Below are 16,124 nucleotides of genomic sequence, written 5' to 3'. Positions count from 1 at the left end.
ATCCTCCTCAATTCGTGTCGCACCGTCGCTCCATGTAGGACAATGCGGCCAGCAGGTCGGATGAGGTCATGTCCCGGCGGTGCGCCGAGGGTCCGCCGATGGGTAACGAACCGGTGGCGGACCAGCGCAGCTGGCCGTCCTGGTCGAGGTAGCTGCGGGCCCGGCCCGCGTTGTCCGGGTGCAGGCAGAACGGCACATCCAGGTAGCCCGCGGAGAAGCCCTTGTCGAGCGCGATGCCGACGTCCGCGTCGAGGTCCAGGACGGCGTCGATCATCGCCCGCGCCTCCGCGTAGGTCTCGGTGTCACGGCCGTCGGCGGGAGCGGGCGTGCACAACGCGGCGACGTCGCCCGCGTGCTCCAGCGCCGCCACGTTCTCCGCCACGGACGGGATGCGGTGCACCTCGGCCTCGGTCTTGACGATCAGCCGCGCCGCGCCGGTCGTGACCGCGAGCCGTGCGGCTTCGGCCATCAGCCGCCGGGCGCCCGCCGGGGTGCGGGGGAAGACGCCCATGTACGCGTAGATCACCACATGCCAGTCCACATCGGGTAGTAGTTCGCCCGCCAGGCTCGTCAGCGCGGCCACGGCCTCGACGTCCTGCGCCGGGCTGGTCTGCTGCGCGTAGCTCAGCGAGATGCTGCGCAACCCGCGCTGACGGAAGAACAACGCCTCCAGCACGGTGATCGCGACCAGCACGCTCGGCGGGCACAGCTGACCCATCATGCAGCCGCCGAACGTCTCCATGTGGTGGTCCGGCACCGCGGCCAGCCGTTCGGACGCGCGAGTCCAGTTCTCCACCGAGTCGCGCAACGGGAGCCGGCTGTACGGCAGGCAGTACGACACCGGCCCGCCCTCCGTCGCGTGCATCCCCGCTGCGACCAGCGCGGACACGATGTCGCCTGGCATCGCGGAGCCGTGCCGCACCTGGACCGGGAACCCCAGACCGTGCAGCACCCGGCGGGTTGTTCGCCTGCTGTGCGCTGTGATCGGGTAGCCGTTCATCGCCGAGCCGCGGGCCAGGGCCAGCGCCGCGCCGGTGTTGTCACCGACGCGGGTGTAGCTGTCGACGGTGATCGTGCCCACCGTGGTCGCCGCCGCGTCGCGGGTCGCGAGCAGTCCGGCGCGCATCGTCGCCGGGTCGCTCATCCCCATCCGCGGTTGCACGACGAGCCGGCCTCGGGCTCTGGCCGCGCGGACGAAGCCGCCGAACGAGATCATCGGCGCACCAGGACCAGTGAGTCGAGGAACCCGCGGAACCTGGCCAGCTCCGGATCGTCCTCGAACAGGGCGTCGTACCCCGCTTCGAGCAGCTCGCCGTGCACCCCGGCGGTGCCGCAGATGCCGAGCTTGCCGCCGATGACCACCGGCAGTCCGCGCAGGTCGTCGCACGAGCGCAGCGCGGTGATCAACCGCAGGCCGTCGGTGAACCCGTGCCCGTTGACACTGCTGACGACCAGCAGGTCGGGCCGCCGCCTCAGGCACTCGTCGACGACCTCGTCGTCGGGCACGCAAGCACCGAGGTTGTGGACCCGGTGCCCGGCCTCTTCGATCGTGAGCTGCAGGTACACCAGGTTCCACGTGTGGGAGTCCGACGCCGTGCTGGTCACCACGACGTCGAGCTGCTCAGGAGACCGAGCGGCGCGCATCAGGCGTCTCCCCGGTCGCGTTCGGCTCGATGCCCCTGCTGTTCAACAGCGCGAGCCCCAGCGGAGTCAGCGAGTGCAGCACGGTGTTCTGCTTGCGCCGCGTGATGATCAGACCGGCTTCGCGCAGCACGGCGGTGTGCTGGCTCGCGGCCGCTGCCGAAACGCCGACCCGCAGGCCGAGCTCACCGGTGTTGTGGCTGTCGACCAGAGTGCGCAGCACCTTCGCCCGCGTCCGGCCGACCAGCGCTCCCAGCGCCTTGTCGGTTGAGGGAGCCAGCTGCCACAACGAGTTCGCCGTCGTGCCGTTGACCGGCACCGGGTAGACGAGCACCGGGGGGGCGTCGGGCCGCGACGCCGGCGGCTTGATGACGGTGACCTGGTCGAACAGGAACAGCGAGGGCACGATCAACAAACCCCGGTTGTTCAGGTGGATCTCCGGTCCGGTGGGGCTCGCGGTCTCCAGGACCGGTGCGTTCCAGGTGATCATGGGTTGCAGGCTGCGCAGCATGCCCTCGACACCGTCGTTGAGGATGACGCGGCCCCGGTAGGAGCGCTCGGCCTCGAGGTAGCCGCGAATCCCGTTCCAGTACGGCACGATCGCGAGCGGGTAGAAGTGGTTGGTGATGTAGGCGATGTCCTCGCGCTGGTAACCCGCCTTGACCAGGGACAGCCCGAAGTGGCCACCGGCTGCGCTGGAGGTGAAGAAGTCCGAGGAGAGTTGGGCTGAGCGGAACAACCGCTGCTGTGCGGAAGGTGGCGCTCCGAGCCGGCTGCGCACCGCCGTCTGCCACCTGCGGAACGACTGACCTCCTCCACCGTTGCCGAGCAGCCTCATCGCGAGCAGGGTTTCCGCGGTGGGCGTGTCCACGGTGCAGAACTTTGTTCGCGCCAGGTCCTCTACCGAAAAATGAATGCGTGTCACTTGCTCCCCCATGGAGTGGGCACGATGCGACCCAGAAGACGAATCCGGTGAGCGGAAGGGATGCCGACGGCCCCTCACGAGACCGGGAAGACCTTCGACGAGCGACCGGCTGGTGCCGGTGCGGTGAACGACGGCCGACGCCGCCCAGCACGGGGCAACGCTGCCGGTCACGGCACTAGAAGCGCAGGCCGGGGGATTGGAAGGCGGGACCGAGCACGGCGTCCGCCTCGGTCGGGGCCGGAGTGTCGTACAGGGCCTTGGCCTGCAACTGGATCTGGTACATCAGGCCGACCGTGTTGTCGAACTCCTCCGGGTGGCCGTTGAACAACCGGTTGAGCGCGGTGAGCAGGTTCGTGTACGACTCGTCGCAGGCCTCGGACGCCCGGCGCGGCTGGCCGCCCGCCGGGAGCCGGAACGTGTCGGCGTCGTCCACCACCTGGTAGACGCCCTCGGGGTCGAACGGGATCTCCGGCCCCTCGTACTTCCACTCCCCGCTGGGGGTGCGCACGAGCTGACGGCCCTCGACGATCTCGGCGAACCGGTAGTAGTGGCCCAGTTCGTCCGGATCGGCGAGGTCGTCGCCGTCGAGGTCGTGCGGGCTGCCCTCGCCCTGCTCGACGATCTGGTAGATCGCGAGCAGCGCGGACCTCTTGTCCGTGACGCGGTAGAGCACGCCCGGCGCGTCCGGCCAGCTCACCTGCAGGTTCGGGTCACCGGTGAAGAGCTGGCCCTCGCGGTCCAGCTTCGAGATGCCGCGTGCGATCCGGTCGTAGAACCAGCCGATCGTCATCGGCGTGTACTCGGCCTTGTTGAACCAGTCCTCAAGCGCGCGGATGTCACTCGCGGGCACCGATTTCACGTTTCCCGCGTTGTCTAGCTGGACGTTCTCCGGCTTGATGACCGCGCCCTTGAACTCCTTGCCGTCGACGGTCGGGTGGTCGGGCTGCTCGATCGCCATGAAGCAGTTGCGGACGTGCTCGATCGACAGGCGGCGCAACCGCACGACGACGTCCGGCATGACCGGTCCAGGCAGCTTGCCGGGGTAGGTCGGCACGAGCGCCGGCCTGCCGATCTGCGGCTTGCCGCCGACCGCGTTGAGGATGTTGCACACCTGGGCCAGGTGCTGCATCTCCTCGATCACGACACCGCGGATCAGCTCGGCGATCTTCACGTTATGGCCGGGTTTGATCGAAAACAGCGTCGCGAGGTACGGTGGGATCGTCGCCAGCTCCACCAGCAGCGCCTGCTGCAGCGCGCCGCGGAGGTCCTCGACGGTCTCGATCTCGAGGATCGGTGGAGCCGGCTTGGTGTCCAGCCACTCGACGATCATGTCACGCCTTCCTGGTGAGAGATCACGCGTGACCGGCATGTGGTTCGGCGATTCCGGTGGTGCCAGCATGGTCCGCCGGATGTAGGTCTGGTGCCGGATGACGTGGTTGTAGTTGCCGAGATCCAGGATGGCGTTCATGGAGGGGTAGAGGTTCGAGTACTGCTGGAGGATCGGTTGAACGTCGCGAACCCAGGTCGGCTTCGCCGGGCGCGGGCACGGGTCGAAGATGCGCACCGCGAGCTGCCCCTCCGGCTCCTGTCCGTTGGCCGTGAAGCCGTAGGGGCACTCGACGGCCACGCCGTCGACCCATTTGCGCGGGTTGCCGGGGTCCTCGCCGCTCAACGAGATCAGCGCTCTGCCGTCGGCCCCGGTCGTCACCTTCTCCGGGTAGCCGAACGCTGCGGGCTCCTTGCCTGTGCCCAGGAATACCTCGACCCCGGCGGCGGGTCCGCCGAACTTCGTGGCGTGCACGACGGTGGTGGCGGTCGCCTGCGACTTGCCGGGGTGCAAGCGGAAGACGACCTGCTCGCAGCGCAGGTAGGTCGCGTCGGCGTTCTCGGCGAGCAGGGTCTCGCCGGTGCCCGCCTTGCGGATCGCGAGAGGGGTCTTCTTCGCGATCTCGAGCTGTTCTCGAGTGAGCTTGGCGACCGCGATGCCCGCGGTGCGCTCGTACGCGGCCGGTTCGGTGCCGGTCAGCGGCGCCAGCACCACCGGGTCTCCACCCCGTGCCACGAGATTGAGCGGGCCCAGGTCGACGAGCGGTCCGCCGCGCGCAGTCGTCGGGGTGCTGTTGCCCAGATCGACGAACACCGCCGACGCGGCCTCGTCCACCCGGCACGGGGCGGGGTTGAGCGGGCTGCCGGCGGTCTTGCGCAGGCGCCGTCCGGCGACGAACTGGCAGGGTTCACCGGCCAGGTGCGGGCCGATCGAACCGACGAGCCTGCCGTAGGTCACGTTGTCCGGCCAGTGCTCGACGCCGTCCTCGACGCTGTCCATGACGAGTTTGACGGACAGCACGTCGTCGGTGGTCGTTGCGCGGATCGCCTGCAGGGCGGGTGATCGGACCTCGCCCCACACCAGCCCGGTGAGGACGGACTGGTAGCTGCCCGAGGGGTCGCCGCGGCCGGACGGAAGCCGGGCTCGCAACCACACGTCATCCACGGGGGAGGGGGCGAAGTCGCCGCGCAGCACCTCGTTGCCCTCGCTGTCGAGGATGCGCATCCGCAGGCCGTACAGCTCGGACACCATCTGGTTCTGCGGGTCGAGGTCGACGAACTTGCCGTGCGCGCGCAGGTCGTCGTCGGTGACTCGGCAGCCGACGAGGGGGTCCTGCGCCCTGGTGGTCAGCAGCGTCCCGTCCGGCAGACTGCCGCTGGTGATCCGCAGGTCGGTCAGTCTGATCGCGTTGCTGCCCTTGGGATGCCACAGGCCGTTGTAGTCGGGCATGCTCATCCGCCACTGGAACCGCGGCTCGAACATGTTGTTGTCGTAGTACGGCGGGATGTTGTTCACCGTGCAGATGTCGGACTGGAACGTGCCGGCGAAGTTGAGCCGCGGAAAACCCAGATAGGACACGAGTGCTCCCCCAGGCGGAACCTGACGTGGTCGATCGCGAGTTTGGCACCGGCTGACGGAGTTGATCCAGGTGTTAAAGAAGCCGTTCAACAGTCCGAAGTAGACGCACGATTCAGTTCGTGCTTAAACACGAAGGACCCGGCGCCGCGAGGAGGGGAGTCCTCCGCGGCGCCGGGTCCCGGTCGGTGAGCACCTCATGGGGGGTGAGGGTCACCTGGCCTCTCTGGCGGCCTGCAACGCGAGCCTGGCGGGCAGCACGCTGGCGATCAGTGCCAGCAGGAGGCAGATCGTGACCACTGAGAAGATCACACCCCACGGCATCGTCATGGAGACCGTCGTGCCGAGCTGCTGGGACAGTCCGGTCTTGATGCCGAACAGTGCGATCACCGCGACCGTCAAGCCCAGCAGGGTACCGATCCCGACGACCAGCACGGACTCCGCCGCGACGGTCTTCAGCACCTGCCTGTTGGTGGCACCGGTCAGGCGCAGCACCGCGAAGTCGCGCTTGCGGTCCGCCGTGGCCATCATCAGCGTGTTGGCGATCGCCAGTGCGGTGTAGCCGAGCGACATGCCGATGAGCATGATGATGAAGATCCGGACCAGCCGGTCCTCCTCGGCGTCGACCGCCGCGGCGTACGTGGCCATGTCCATCACCTCGGCGCCGAGCTCGGCACCGATCTGCGAGGGAGCCGATCCGACGATGTACACCGCCGAGGTGAGCGCGGACGGGTCGTGCTCGCGGACGGTCTGGCGGGGCAGCAGTGCCTGTGTGGCCGCCGAATTGTCCGTGATCACCGCGACCACCTTCAAGTCGACCGTCTTGCCGTCCTCGAACGTGAGCGGGGTGGATTGTCCGGTCTGGACGTTCAGCCGCTTCGCCGTGGACTCGTTGAGCACCACGCTCTCGCTGCCCTTGAGGTCGTCGAGGGAACCGGAGAGAACGGTGAGCCTGCTGCGTGCCTTGGTGAACTCCTCCGGCGTGACACCGATCGCGCCGAAGTGCGAAGCCTCCGGACCGTAGAGCTCGGTCGGCAGCAACGAGGTGCCGGGGATCGCCTGCACCGCCGCCGCGCTCAGGCCGGGCGTGCCCTGCGGGACCACCACGGAGTCGGCTCGCGTCGACACCGCCTCGTCCAGTGCGTACCCACTCGCCCTGGTCTCGAACATGCCGGCGATGAGCACCGCGAGGCCGACCGTGACCAGCACCGGAGCCGCAGTGGAGGCGGTGCGCCGCACCGCGGCCAGAGAACCCTCGCGGACCAGCATGCCGACCGCGCCGTCGCGCCTGGCGAGCGGCAGGGTGAACGTCCGGACGACCGGCGGGATGATCACCGGTGCGAGCAGGGTCATGCCCACGATCAGCGCCATCGCCGAGTAGAGCGCGTTGGTGATCATGTCCTCGGACGAGGACAGCATGGTGACCAGCAGCAGCAGGACACCGATGCCCGAGACCGCACCACCGGCGATCCAGCGAGCACGGGTCATCGGCTTCTTGTCGACCGCGGCCTCACGCAACGCTTCCAGCGGACGGATCTGCGAGGCGCGTCGACCCGCCGCCCAGACACCGGCGACAGCGACGGCCAGACCGGCGACGAACGATCCCAGCAGAGGAGCGGCCTGCGTCTTCACCGCGAAGTTCGCCGGCTGCAGACCCGCCGAGACCAGGAGGTTGCCCAGCAAAGGTGCCATGGCGGTGCCCAGGATCATACCCGCGATGCCCGCCACCACGCCGATGGCGATGGCCTCACCGAACATCATTCGCTTGACCTGCTTCGGCGTGGCGCCGATCGTGCGGAGCAACCCCAGTTCCCGGCGGCGCTGCACGACGCTGAACGCGAACGTCGAGGCGACGACGAAGATCGAGACGAAGCCGCCGAGGCTGCCCATCGCGACCAGGATCTGCTGCCCGATCCAGCGGACCCGCTCGTCACCCTTCAGTTCGAGTCCGGTGCGTGCGGCACCGGCGAGGACTCGGCCGTCCGTGCCCTGAGCGGCCTTGGCCGCGGATTCCACGGCAGCGAGGTCGGCGTCCGGTGCCGTCACGAGACCGATGATCCGCACACCGCTGGCCAGCTTGGCCGCGGTCGCGTCGGTGACGTAGAAACCAGGCGCGTCAACCGTTCCGGTGACGGTGAAGTCCTTCGGACCGTCGCCGGTGAGCAACGAGATCTTCGAGCCGGGGGAGACCCCCAGGGACTTCTCGACGACCACGTCGTCCTGCTTGCTCGGTGGGTTGCCCTCGCTGATCGAGTACGGCGCGAGTGCCGCGCTGGACCACGAGTGGCCCTGCGGGTTACCGGAGTCCTGGTCACCGACGGGCTTCCCGTCGATGACCGCCTGGGCGTAGAAGTTGCGGTCCGGCACGGCCTTCTGCACGCCGGGGATGGCTTCGAAGGCCTTGACCAGTTCGGCGGTCCGCTCCGGGGACCACGGCTTGGTGTCGGTGAACGTGCCGTCTTCCTGGCCGACGGCGGCGCTCTGGGCGTAGACCTGGGTGCCTGCGTACCGCTCGGGGATCTCCGGCTGGGCCGACATCAGCACCAGGCCGGTCATGGAAAGAATTGCCACGCCCAGGAAAACGGCGACGAAGGTGCCTGCGAAGCTGGTCCAGCGGGACTTGAGGGTGGCGATGCTCAGCACGGCTGCTCCTGACGGTTCGCCATGGCGGTGGCGATGGACTCGGCCGTGAACGGGCCGTAGAGCTCGTCGGTGACCCGCCCGTCGGCCATCAGCAGGACGCGGTCGGCGTACGCGGCGGCGGAGGGGTCGTGGGTCACCATGATCACGGTCTGCTGGTGGCGGTCGACGATGTTGCGCAGAAGCGCGAGGACGTCGCGGGAGGTCTTGGTGTCGAGCGCACCGGTCGGCTCGTCCGCGAACACGGCGGCGGGCCTGCTGATCAGGGCCCTGGCGACGGCGACGCGTTGCTGCTCACCGCCGGAGAGCTCGCTGGGCCGGTGGCCGCCGCGCCGGGCGAGACCGACCTCGGCGAGCGCGGCGTTGACCTGTTCGCGGCTGGGCGCCTTGCCTGCCAGGCGGCCCGGCAGCGCCACGTTCTGCTCCGCGGTCAGCGCCGAGACGAGGTTGAAGGACTGGAAGACGAACCCGATGCGATCGCGGCGCAGCAGGGTCAGCTGCGTCTCGTCGAGGGTGCTCAGGTCGACATCACCGACGAGGATCTTTCCGCTGGTGGGTCGGTCGAGGCCGGCGGCGCAGTGCAGCAGGGTCGACTTGCCCGAACCAGACGGCCCCATCACCGCGGTGAAGGTGCCTGCCCGGAAGGAGGTCGTCATGTTGTTCAGGGCAGTCACCGACTGCGCTCCGGAACCGTAAACCTTGGAGACTGACCACATTTGGACGCTGTCTGTCGTTGGCATGGCACAAATTCAACCGGCTGGCGGGGCCACCAGCAATCGTGCTGAAACGACATTCCGGGGTATACCCAGCACTACCGTCGTACGGCGCCGGGCCGCTACTGTCGATGCGTGTCCGATCGCACCGCGCTCACCGCGCTAGCCAAGAGACCACTGAGTTTCCTCACGTCAGGGTGGCCTTGGAGGTCCATCGCCTACCTGTTGTCGAGTGCCGTGCTGGGCTCCGTCGCGCTCACCGTGGTGGCCGCCGCGGTGGTCGATACCGCATTGCCCACCGGTGTCGCGGTCGGTGCCGCGGTGGTGTTCGCACTGTTGTTCTGCTGGCTCGTCGCTCCGCATTTCGAATTGTTCAGAACGCGGCTGGTGGATTTAGACCTGGCCGGTGATGCGCGCAGAATGCGCCACGGCCGCGTGACCGTTCGCGAACTCGGATATGCGCTCGGTTCGTTGCTGGCGCTGTGGTGGATGGACCTGGGCGTCGTGGCCGTCGCCCTGGGCGTGCCTGCCGCGTTGCTGACCGCGCCGCTGCAGCCGACCGTCGTGCCCGCGATCGCCTACACCTTCGCGGCGGGCGGCCTCATGCTCATTCCCGTCGCCGCCTACCCGATCACGGCGTGGGCGGGTGCACGGGCCGTGGTGGCCAGGGCGATCCTGGCGCCACCCAAGGTGACGCTCGGTGAAGTCGTGCAGTCCCGTGCGCGGCTCGTCGACGCGTTCGAGGCGGAACGGCGGCGCATCGAACGGGATCTGCACGACGGCGCGCAGCAACGGCTGGTGGCGCTCAGCATGAAGCTCGGTTTGGCCTCGATGGACGCGCCGGACGGACCGTTGCGCAGGGATCTGGAGGAGGCGCACGAGCTGGCGAAGCTCGCGTTGACGGAGCTGCGCGAACTGATTCGCGGCATCTACCCGCAGGTGCTGACCGACCGCGGCCTGGGCGCCGCCATCCGCGACGTGGCGGGCCGCTCGACCGTCCCCGTCGACGTTGATTTCGTCCTGGACGAACGATTTCCCGCCACCATCGAGGTCGCGGCATACTACGTCGTGTCCGAGGCGCTCACCAACGTCGCCAAGCACAGCGGTGCGGCTAAGGCCATGGTGCGCGGCTCGAAGTCCGGCGAACTGCTGGTGATCGAGATCGTCGACGACGGGGTCGGCGGCGCGGACATCAACGGCGGCAGCGGCCTGCAGGGGCTGGCCGACCGCCTCGCCGTCGTGGACGGCACACTGTCGATATCGAGTCCGGCCGGTGGGCCGACCCTGCTTCGAGTGGAGATCCCGTGCCTGCAGACCGTCACCTCCGAGTAGCCATCGCCGATGACGCGGTGCTACTGAGAGAAGGGCTTGTGGGCCTGCTGCAACGGTTCGGCCACACCGTGGTCGCCTCGGTGGGTGATCCGGACGCCCTGCTGGAGGCCGTGCCTCCGGGTTCTGCGGACATCGTGGTCACCGACGTGCGCATGCCGCCGACCTTCACCGACGAGGGCATGCAGGCGGCGCTGAAGCTGCGCCGCGCGCAGCCTGGCCTGCCGGTTCTCGTGCTGTCGCAGTACGTCGAGCAGACCTACGCCGCCGAACTGCTCGACTCCGACCGCGGCGCGGGCATCGGTTATCTGCTCAAGGACCGGGTCGGTGACGTGGCGCAGTTCGCCGACGCCGTGAGCCGGGTCGCGGAGGGCGGCACGGTGATCGACCCGGAAGTGGTGCGGCAGCTGGTGTCGCAGACGAAACAACCGCTGGACCGGCTGACGCCGAGGGAGCTCGAGGTGCTCGGGCTCATGGCGGAGGGCCGGGCCAACGGCGCGATCGCCGCGGCGATGTTCGTCAGCGAGGCAGCGGTGGCCAAGCACATCGCGTCGATCCTGACGAAGCTGGATCTGCCGCAGGGCAAGGACACCCACCGGCGCGTGCTCGCGGTGCTGGCCTACCTGCGCGACCCCCGCACCCGGTGACCCGTGGCCGGCGTGGCGTCCGGCGCCACGCCGGCAGTCGTCAGCCGCACGTCACGGGCAGGGTCTTGAGGAAGCGGAAGTTGATGCTGTCCATCCAGTCCGGATCGTCGTTGACGAGCTCCAGTCGCGGGTAGCGGGTGATCAGCTCGGACAGCGCGATCTCCATCTCGGCAACAGCCAGCGAGGCGCCCAGGCAGTAGTGGACGCCGTGCCCGAAGCTCAGGTGGTCGCTCGCCTTCCTGGTCACGTCGAGCCGGTCGGGATCGGGGTAGCGCAACGGGTCTCGGTTGCCCGCGCCGAGCACGAGCGTCACCGAGTCGCCCCGGCTGATCCGCTGCCCGGCCACGGTGAAGTCGTCGAGCGCCATCCTCGTCGTGAACTGCACTGAGCTGTCGTACCGGATCAGCTCGTCCACGGCGTTGCGCGTCAGCGAGGGATCGGCGCGCAGCAACGCGAGCTGCGCGGGGTCGCGCAGCAGGGCGAGCACGGCGTTGCCGATCATGTGCGTGGTGGTCGCCTGGCCTGCGTCGATCAGCAGCAGGAAGTTCGCGAACACCTCGTCGTCGGTGAATGAGTCGCGTTGCAGCTGGTCACTGATGATCTCGCTGAACAGGTCGTCGCTGGTGCCCGCGCGGCGCCGCCGCGAGTTCTCGTCGAACGCCTCGCGCAACTCCTGGATGCGCCGGGTCTGTGCGCTGGACTGCGTGAAGAACTCGTGCAGCAGGCCCTGCCAGTCCTCCAGCAGGTGCACGGCGTCGGGACCGACACCGGCGATGCGGGCGATCACAGTTCGGGACAGGGGTTCCGACAGGTCGCCGATCACGTCCAGGGCGGAACCGGCGCGGTCGAGCAGATCGGTGGTGACCGCGAGGATCTCCTCGCGCATCGACCGGATCAGCCTGGGGGTGAGACCGGGACGGATCAGCTTGCGCAGCCTGGTGTGCCGTGGCGGCTCGTTGAACAACATCATGTCCGCCAACGCCTTCGCGAGAGGCGCCATGCGGCCCTGGGACTCCGCAGGCAGCTGCCGGTGGAACTCGTCGATACGGGCGCCGGACAGCTGTTCGTGCTTGGACAGCGCGGCCACGTGCTCGTGGCTCAGCACCACCCAGGTGCGCATGTAGTCGTCCCACAGCACGGGACCGCGGTCACGCAGCACCCGATAGAGCGCATAGGGGTCGTTGGACCACTCCGGCTGGAAGAGATCGAGCAGGCTCGAGGGTTCCATGCAGCGGAGTGTGGCACGGGCGCGTGAGGGGGAGGAGTATCTGCAAGCTCGGCTAAAAAGGTCCTATGTGCACCTCGTAGTGTTTGCGCCACAACTGAATGAGGATGACCTCAGCAGCGGACGTTCCTAGCCTGAACTGGTCGGGTTGCTTCCGAGGCACGAGATGAGGACCCAGATGGCCGATGTGCTGACGCCACCACTGCTGGACATGAGCACCAACGCCTCGCCGATCTTCACGCTGTTCGAGAGCGAGGTCGTCGACGAGATCACGGCCGACCACCTCCTGCGACTCGCGTCGGGCGTGCTCGGCGCGGTGAGGGTGCGCGGCTTCGGCACGGCCGAGCAGTGCGCCCGGATCATGTCGGCGCTGGACGACCACCCGATGGGGGGCTATGACGAGGCGGTCGTCTATCCGCCGGTCGCGAAGCTCGGTCCGGCGGCGTACGACTTCTACGGCGCGCATGAGCTCAACGCGGACTACTGGCAGCAGGCCGCCGAGGCCGCGAGGATCCGTTCGACCCTGCTCGGCGGCGCGGACCCGCTCGATCACGCGATCAGCGAGCTGGGCAAGGCGTGGCGCGGACCGATGACGGCCGCGACCTCGGGCGGGCGACCGCTGTTCGCCGGCATGATCCGCGAGACCACGACCGGCATGAAGATGCACTTCGACGAGATCGAGCGGGAGCTGCCCGGCGCGCTCGACCTGCGGCCGGTCTGCCAGCTCGCGTTCAACTGGTACGTCTCGATGCCCGACGGCGGCGGCGACACGTTCGTCTACCGGCGCCGCTGGACGCCCTCCGACGAGGCGCACCGGGACGGTTACGGGTGGGCCGAGAGCATGGTCGACGGGGTGCCGTTCGCGACGGCGCGGCCGGAAACCGGCGATGTGATCATCTTCGACCCCCGCAACTACCACGTCGTGCGGCCCAACACGGGTGACGGCCGCCGAGTCAGCCTGTCCTTCTTCCTCGGCGTCACCGGCCGCGGGGAACTCGTCTACTGGTCGTGACCGACCACTGGAGGTATCAGCCGTGCGGCTCACCGAGCAACAGATCGACCAGTACCGCGGAGACGGTTACCTGGTCGTGGAGTCACTCTTCAGCCAGTCCGAGGTAGACGACCTGGTCGACGCGCTGCACCGCGACGCTGCCGATCCCGGCCCGCACCGCGTGCTGGAGGACGACGGGCGGTTGCGTGCGATCTACGCCTCGCACCAGCGCTCGGCGGAGTTCGCGGGCCTGGTCCGGTCGCCGCGCCTGCTCGACCCGGTGCGGCAGCTGCTCACCGACGACGTCTACGTCTACCAGTTCAAGATCAACGCCAAGCCGGCGTTCGGTGGCGGCAGGTGGGCGTGGCACCAGGACTACATCGCCTGGAAGATCGCGGACAACCTGCCCCACCCCGCGCTCGTGAACGTCGGCCTCTTCATCGACGACGTCACCGAGTTCAACGGCCCGCTCATCTTCGTGCCCGGATCGCACCGCTACGGCCAGTTCCGCGAGGACCGCGCCGACCAGGCGGCGTCCGAGCAGCACCTCGACCCGGACGACATCGCGCTCAAGCCTGCGCAGATGACCGCGCTGGTACACGAGCACGGCATGGTCTCGCCCAAGGCGAAGGCCGGCTCCGTCGTGTTCTTCCACCCCGAGATCGTGCACGGCTCGGCGCCGAACATGTCCCCGTTCCCGCGCCGGCTGCTGATCGCCACCTACAACGACGTGACCAACGAGCCGCGCCCGGTCGGTGACCCGCGACCGGAGTACGTCGTGGGCCGGGACACCACACCGCTGCGCCCGCTCGGCCCCGCACTCGAACAGGTGCCGGCATGACCACCGGCCGTGCCGTCGTGCTCGAACGGTTCGGCGCCCCGCTCGAGCTGCGGTCGTTCCCGGTGCCGGAGGCGGGACCGGGCGAGATGGTCGTCGCCTCGCGCTACGGCGGCATCTGCGGTACGGATCTCCACCTGCACCAGGGTCACCTGGACATCCCGACCCCGCTCGTGCTGGGCCACGAGGGTCTCGGTGTGGTCCACTCGCTCGGCGTCGGGACCGACTCCCAGGGCACGCCGCTGGAAGCAGGCGACACCGTCATGTGGGCCTCGTCCATCGCATGCGGACAGTGCGTGCCGTGCCGTGCCCACCGCGAACCGACGTTGTGCGAGAACCGGCAGACCTACGGCGTGAACCGCCCGGTCTCGGCCGGTCCGCCGCTGTCGGGCTCCTGGGCCGACTACATCGTGCTGCGGCCGGGAACCGTCGTGGTGAAGGTGCCTGCAGGCATCGACCCGCTGGCCGCGATGTCGCTCGCCTGCGCCGGTCCGACGATGATCCACGCGCTGTTCGAACGACGCCCGGTGCGCCTCGGTGAAACCGTTGTCGTGCAGGGTGCAGGCCCGGTCGGGCTGGCCGCCGCCGCACTGGCGCAGCTCTCCGGCGCCGCCAGGGTGGTCGTCGTCGGCGGCCCCGCCGACCGACTCGCGGCGGCGAAGGCGGCGGGCATCGGGGACGAGCACGTCGACATCGCCGAGGACGGCTTCCTCGACCGCGCGCAGGCGATCGGTGCCGACCTCGTGATCGAGTGCACCGGCGTGCCCGCGGCGGTCGCGCAGGGCGTGCGGTTGCCCAGGCGCGGCGGCTCCTACCTGATCGTCGGCCAGTACACCGATGCCGGTGACACGCCGATCAACCCGCACCAGATCGTGTACCGGCAGCTGGACATCGTCGGCTCCTGGGCGTTCACCGGGGCACACCTCGTCGAGTACGTGCGACTGCTGCCCGCACTGGTGCGCCGGTTCGACCTGAGGTCGCTGACCACGCCGTACCCGCTGGCGTCGTACGCCGTGGCCATGTCGGCGGTCGCGAACGGCGCGGTGCTGAAGGCCGTGCTGGTGAGTGCGTCGTGACGACCGGGGTCTGGCTGATCGGCGCTCGCGGTTCGCTCGCGACCACCGTCGCGTGTGGACTCCTGGGACTGCGGCGCGGGCTCGTCGCACCCACCGGCTGTACGACGTCGGCGCTCGACCTCGGTGAGGTGTTCCCGAACTGGGACGACCTGGTTCTGGGCGGGCACGACGTGGTGACCACACCGCTCGAGAAGCGAGCCGAGCAGCTCGTCGACGGCGGCGTGGTGCCGCAGCACGTGTTCGCCGCGGTGCGTGCGGAGCTGGCCGAGGTGGAACGCGCGCTGCGACCGGGCTACGACCCGCTGACCTGGCCGGGTTCGCAGGCGGACGCCGTCGCACGACTGGCGGCGGACATCGAGGGGTTCCGGGTGGAGCACGACCTGGACCGCGTGGTGGTCGTCAACGTGTCGTCCACGGAGGCCCCGGTCGTGCCACGCCCGGAGCACGCTGACCTGGCCGCGCTGGACCACCTGCTCGCCGACCCCGGCGAGCGGGTACTGCCACCGAGTTCGATCGCGGCGTACGCGGCCTTGCACGCAGGGTGCGCCTATGTCGACTTCACGCCGTCGACCGGCATCCGGATCCCGGCGCTCACCGATCTGGCTCTGCGCGAGGGACTGCCGTACGCCGGATCGGACGGCAAGACCGGGCAGACGCTCGTGCGCAGCGTGCTGGCCCCGATGTTCGAGGCCCGTGCGTTGCGGGTGCGATCCTGGGCGGGCACGAACCTGCTCGGCGGCGGCGATGGCGCGTCGCTCGCCGCACCGGACAGGGCCGCGGCGAAGCTCGCCTCCAAGTCGGGTGTGCTGGCGCCGGACATCGAGGCACCACTGCACATCGACAACGTGCCATCGCTGGGCGAACGCAAGATCGCTTGGGACCACGTGGCTTTCGAGGGGTTCCTCGGCGCGCGGATGAGCCTGCAGTTCACCTGGGAGGGCTACGACTCCGGGCTGGCCGCCCCGCTCGTGCTCGACCTCGCCCGGCTCGTGGCGGGTGCGCACGCGGCGGGCGAGGCGGGTCCGCTGAGCCGGCTGGGTTTCTTCTTCAAGGACCCGCTCGGCGGCACCGGGCACAACCTCTTCGCGCAGGCCCGTGAACTGGCGGAGTGGGCGGAATCGCTGGAAGGAGGGGGAGACAGGTGCTGAGGGCGGTGGCAGAACCGGCGCTCGGTGACACGGTCGCCGGTTCGGCCAC

Annotated in this window: 13 protein-coding genes; 6 read left to right on the top strand and 7 right to left on the bottom strand. The window is 69.1% G+C overall.

Annotated features, from left to right (window positions below; genetic code table 11):
• Positions 1-7: 7 nt before the first annotated feature.
• From IEZ00_RS27220 to IEZ00_RS27195, 6 genes are all read right to left on the bottom strand, one after another.
• A complete protein-coding gene (locus tag IEZ00_RS27220; RefSeq protein WP_189226186.1) occupies positions 8-1,216 on the bottom strand; it encodes a methylaspartate mutase in 1,209 nt (402 codons plus the stop codon).
• Positions 1,213-1,644: a cobalamin B12-binding domain-containing protein gene (locus IEZ00_RS27215; RefSeq protein ID WP_189226185.1), complete on the bottom strand. Its 432-nt coding sequence runs from the start codon at positions 1,642-1,644 to the stop codon at positions 1,213-1,215. Before IEZ00_RS27215 ends, IEZ00_RS27220 begins: the two co-directional genes overlap by 4 nt.
• Complete coding sequence (locus IEZ00_RS27210) at positions 1,622-2,737, bottom strand: ArsR/SmtB family transcription factor (protein ID WP_189226184.1); 1,116 nt, start codon at positions 2,735-2,737, stop codon at positions 1,622-1,624. The genes IEZ00_RS27215 and IEZ00_RS27210 overlap by 23 nt, the downstream gene beginning before the upstream one ends.
• 4 nt (positions 2,738-2,741) lie before the next feature.
• Positions 2,742-5,471 (bottom strand): ferritin-like domain-containing protein, encoded by a 2,730-nt coding sequence (locus IEZ00_RS27205; RefSeq protein ID WP_189226183.1) that lies wholly within the window; start codon positions 5,469-5,471, stop codon positions 2,742-2,744.
• 210 nt (positions 5,472-5,681) lie between these two features.
• Entirely contained in the window at positions 5,682-8,111 is a 2,430-nt protein-coding gene (locus IEZ00_RS27200; protein WP_229796139.1) for an FtsX-like permease family protein, read from the bottom strand.
• Positions 8,105-8,848 (bottom strand): ABC transporter ATP-binding protein, encoded by a 744-nt coding sequence (locus IEZ00_RS27195; RefSeq protein WP_189226182.1) that lies wholly within the window; start codon positions 8,846-8,848, stop codon positions 8,105-8,107. Before IEZ00_RS27195 ends, IEZ00_RS27200 begins: the two co-directional genes overlap by 7 nt.
• A 108-nt stretch (positions 8,849-8,956) precedes the next feature.
• Between IEZ00_RS27195 and IEZ00_RS27190 the strand changes: the two genes are divergently transcribed.
• Complete coding sequence (locus IEZ00_RS27190) at positions 8,957-10,153, top strand: sensor histidine kinase (protein ID WP_189226181.1); 1,197 nt, start codon at positions 8,957-8,959, stop codon at positions 10,151-10,153.
• A 38-nt stretch (positions 10,154-10,191) separates the two neighbouring features.
• Positions 10,192-10,797: a LuxR C-terminal-related transcriptional regulator gene (locus tag IEZ00_RS27185; RefSeq protein ID WP_229796138.1), complete on the top strand. Its 606-nt coding sequence runs from the start codon at positions 10,192-10,194 to the stop codon at positions 10,795-10,797.
• A 40-nt stretch (positions 10,798-10,837) separates the two neighbouring features.
• Here the strand turns inward: IEZ00_RS27185 and IEZ00_RS27180 are convergent, their stop codons facing one another.
• Positions 10,838-12,025 carry a cytochrome P450 gene (locus tag IEZ00_RS27180; RefSeq protein WP_189226179.1) on the bottom strand — a complete coding sequence of 396 codons (1,188 nt, stop codon included), beginning with the start codon at positions 12,023-12,025 and terminating at the stop codon, positions 10,838-10,840.
• A gap of 175 nt (positions 12,026-12,200) precedes the next feature.
• Between IEZ00_RS27180 and IEZ00_RS27175 the strand changes: the two genes are divergently transcribed.
• Genes IEZ00_RS27175 through IEZ00_RS27160 form a run of 4 tightly spaced genes read left to right on the top strand, consistent with a single transcriptional unit; the run spans position 12,201 to position 16,075 of the window.
• Positions 12,201-13,034 carry a 2OG-Fe(II)-dependent halogenase WelO5 family protein gene (locus tag IEZ00_RS27175; RefSeq protein ID WP_189226178.1) on the top strand — a complete coding sequence of 278 codons (834 nt, stop codon included), beginning with the start codon at positions 12,201-12,203 and terminating at the stop codon, positions 13,032-13,034.
• 22 nt (positions 13,035-13,056) lie between these two features.
• Entirely contained in the window at positions 13,057-13,854 is a 798-nt protein-coding gene (locus IEZ00_RS27170) for a phytanoyl-CoA dioxygenase family protein (RefSeq protein ID WP_189226177.1), read from the top strand.
• The gene (locus IEZ00_RS27165; protein WP_189226176.1) at positions 13,851-14,927 is read left to right on the top strand and encodes a zinc-binding dehydrogenase; all 1,077 of its coding nucleotides are present in this window, start codon (positions 13,851-13,853) and stop codon (positions 14,925-14,927) included. The genes IEZ00_RS27170 and IEZ00_RS27165 overlap by 4 nt, the downstream gene beginning before the upstream one ends.
• Positions 14,924-16,075 (top strand): inositol-3-phosphate synthase, encoded by a 1,152-nt coding sequence (locus IEZ00_RS27160; RefSeq protein WP_189226175.1) that lies wholly within the window; start codon positions 14,924-14,926, stop codon positions 16,073-16,075. The genes IEZ00_RS27165 and IEZ00_RS27160 overlap by 4 nt, the downstream gene beginning before the upstream one ends.
• The last annotated feature ends 49 nt before the right edge of the window (positions 16,076-16,124 follow it).

The sequence above is a fragment of the Saccharothrix coeruleofusca genome (assembly GCF_014648515.1).
In the GTDB taxonomy this organism is placed as follows: Bacteria; Actinomycetota; Actinomycetes; order Mycobacteriales; family Pseudonocardiaceae; genus Actinosynnema; species Actinosynnema coeruleofuscum.
Note: the sequence above shows the minus strand (reverse complement) of the source record. Positions and strands in the feature narration are given on the sequence as shown.

What these genes read in the sequence shown, in the direction of transcription:
- IEZ00_RS27220 (WP_189226186.1), bottom strand. Translation starts at nt 1,216, where the DNA reads ATGATCTCGTTCGGCGGCTTCGTCCGCGCGGCCAGAGCCCGAGGCCGG.
- IEZ00_RS27215 (WP_189226185.1), bottom strand. Translation starts at nt 1,644, where the DNA reads ATGCGCGCCGCTCGGTCTCCTGAGCAGCTCGACGTCGTGGTGACCAGC.
- IEZ00_RS27195 (WP_189226182.1), bottom strand. Translation starts at nt 8,848, where the DNA reads ATGCCAACGACAGACAGCGTCCAAATGTGGTCAGTCTCCAAGGTTTAC.
- IEZ00_RS27180 (WP_189226179.1), bottom strand. Translation starts at nt 12,025, where the DNA reads ATGGAACCCTCGAGCCTGCTCGATCTCTTCCAGCCGGAGTGGTCCAAC.
- IEZ00_RS27175 (WP_189226178.1), top strand. Translation starts at nt 12,201, where the DNA reads ATGGCCGATGTGCTGACGCCACCACTGCTGGACATGAGCACCAACGCC.
- IEZ00_RS27165 (WP_189226176.1), top strand. Translation starts at nt 13,851, where the DNA reads ATGACCACCGGCCGTGCCGTCGTGCTCGAACGGTTCGGCGCCCCGCTC.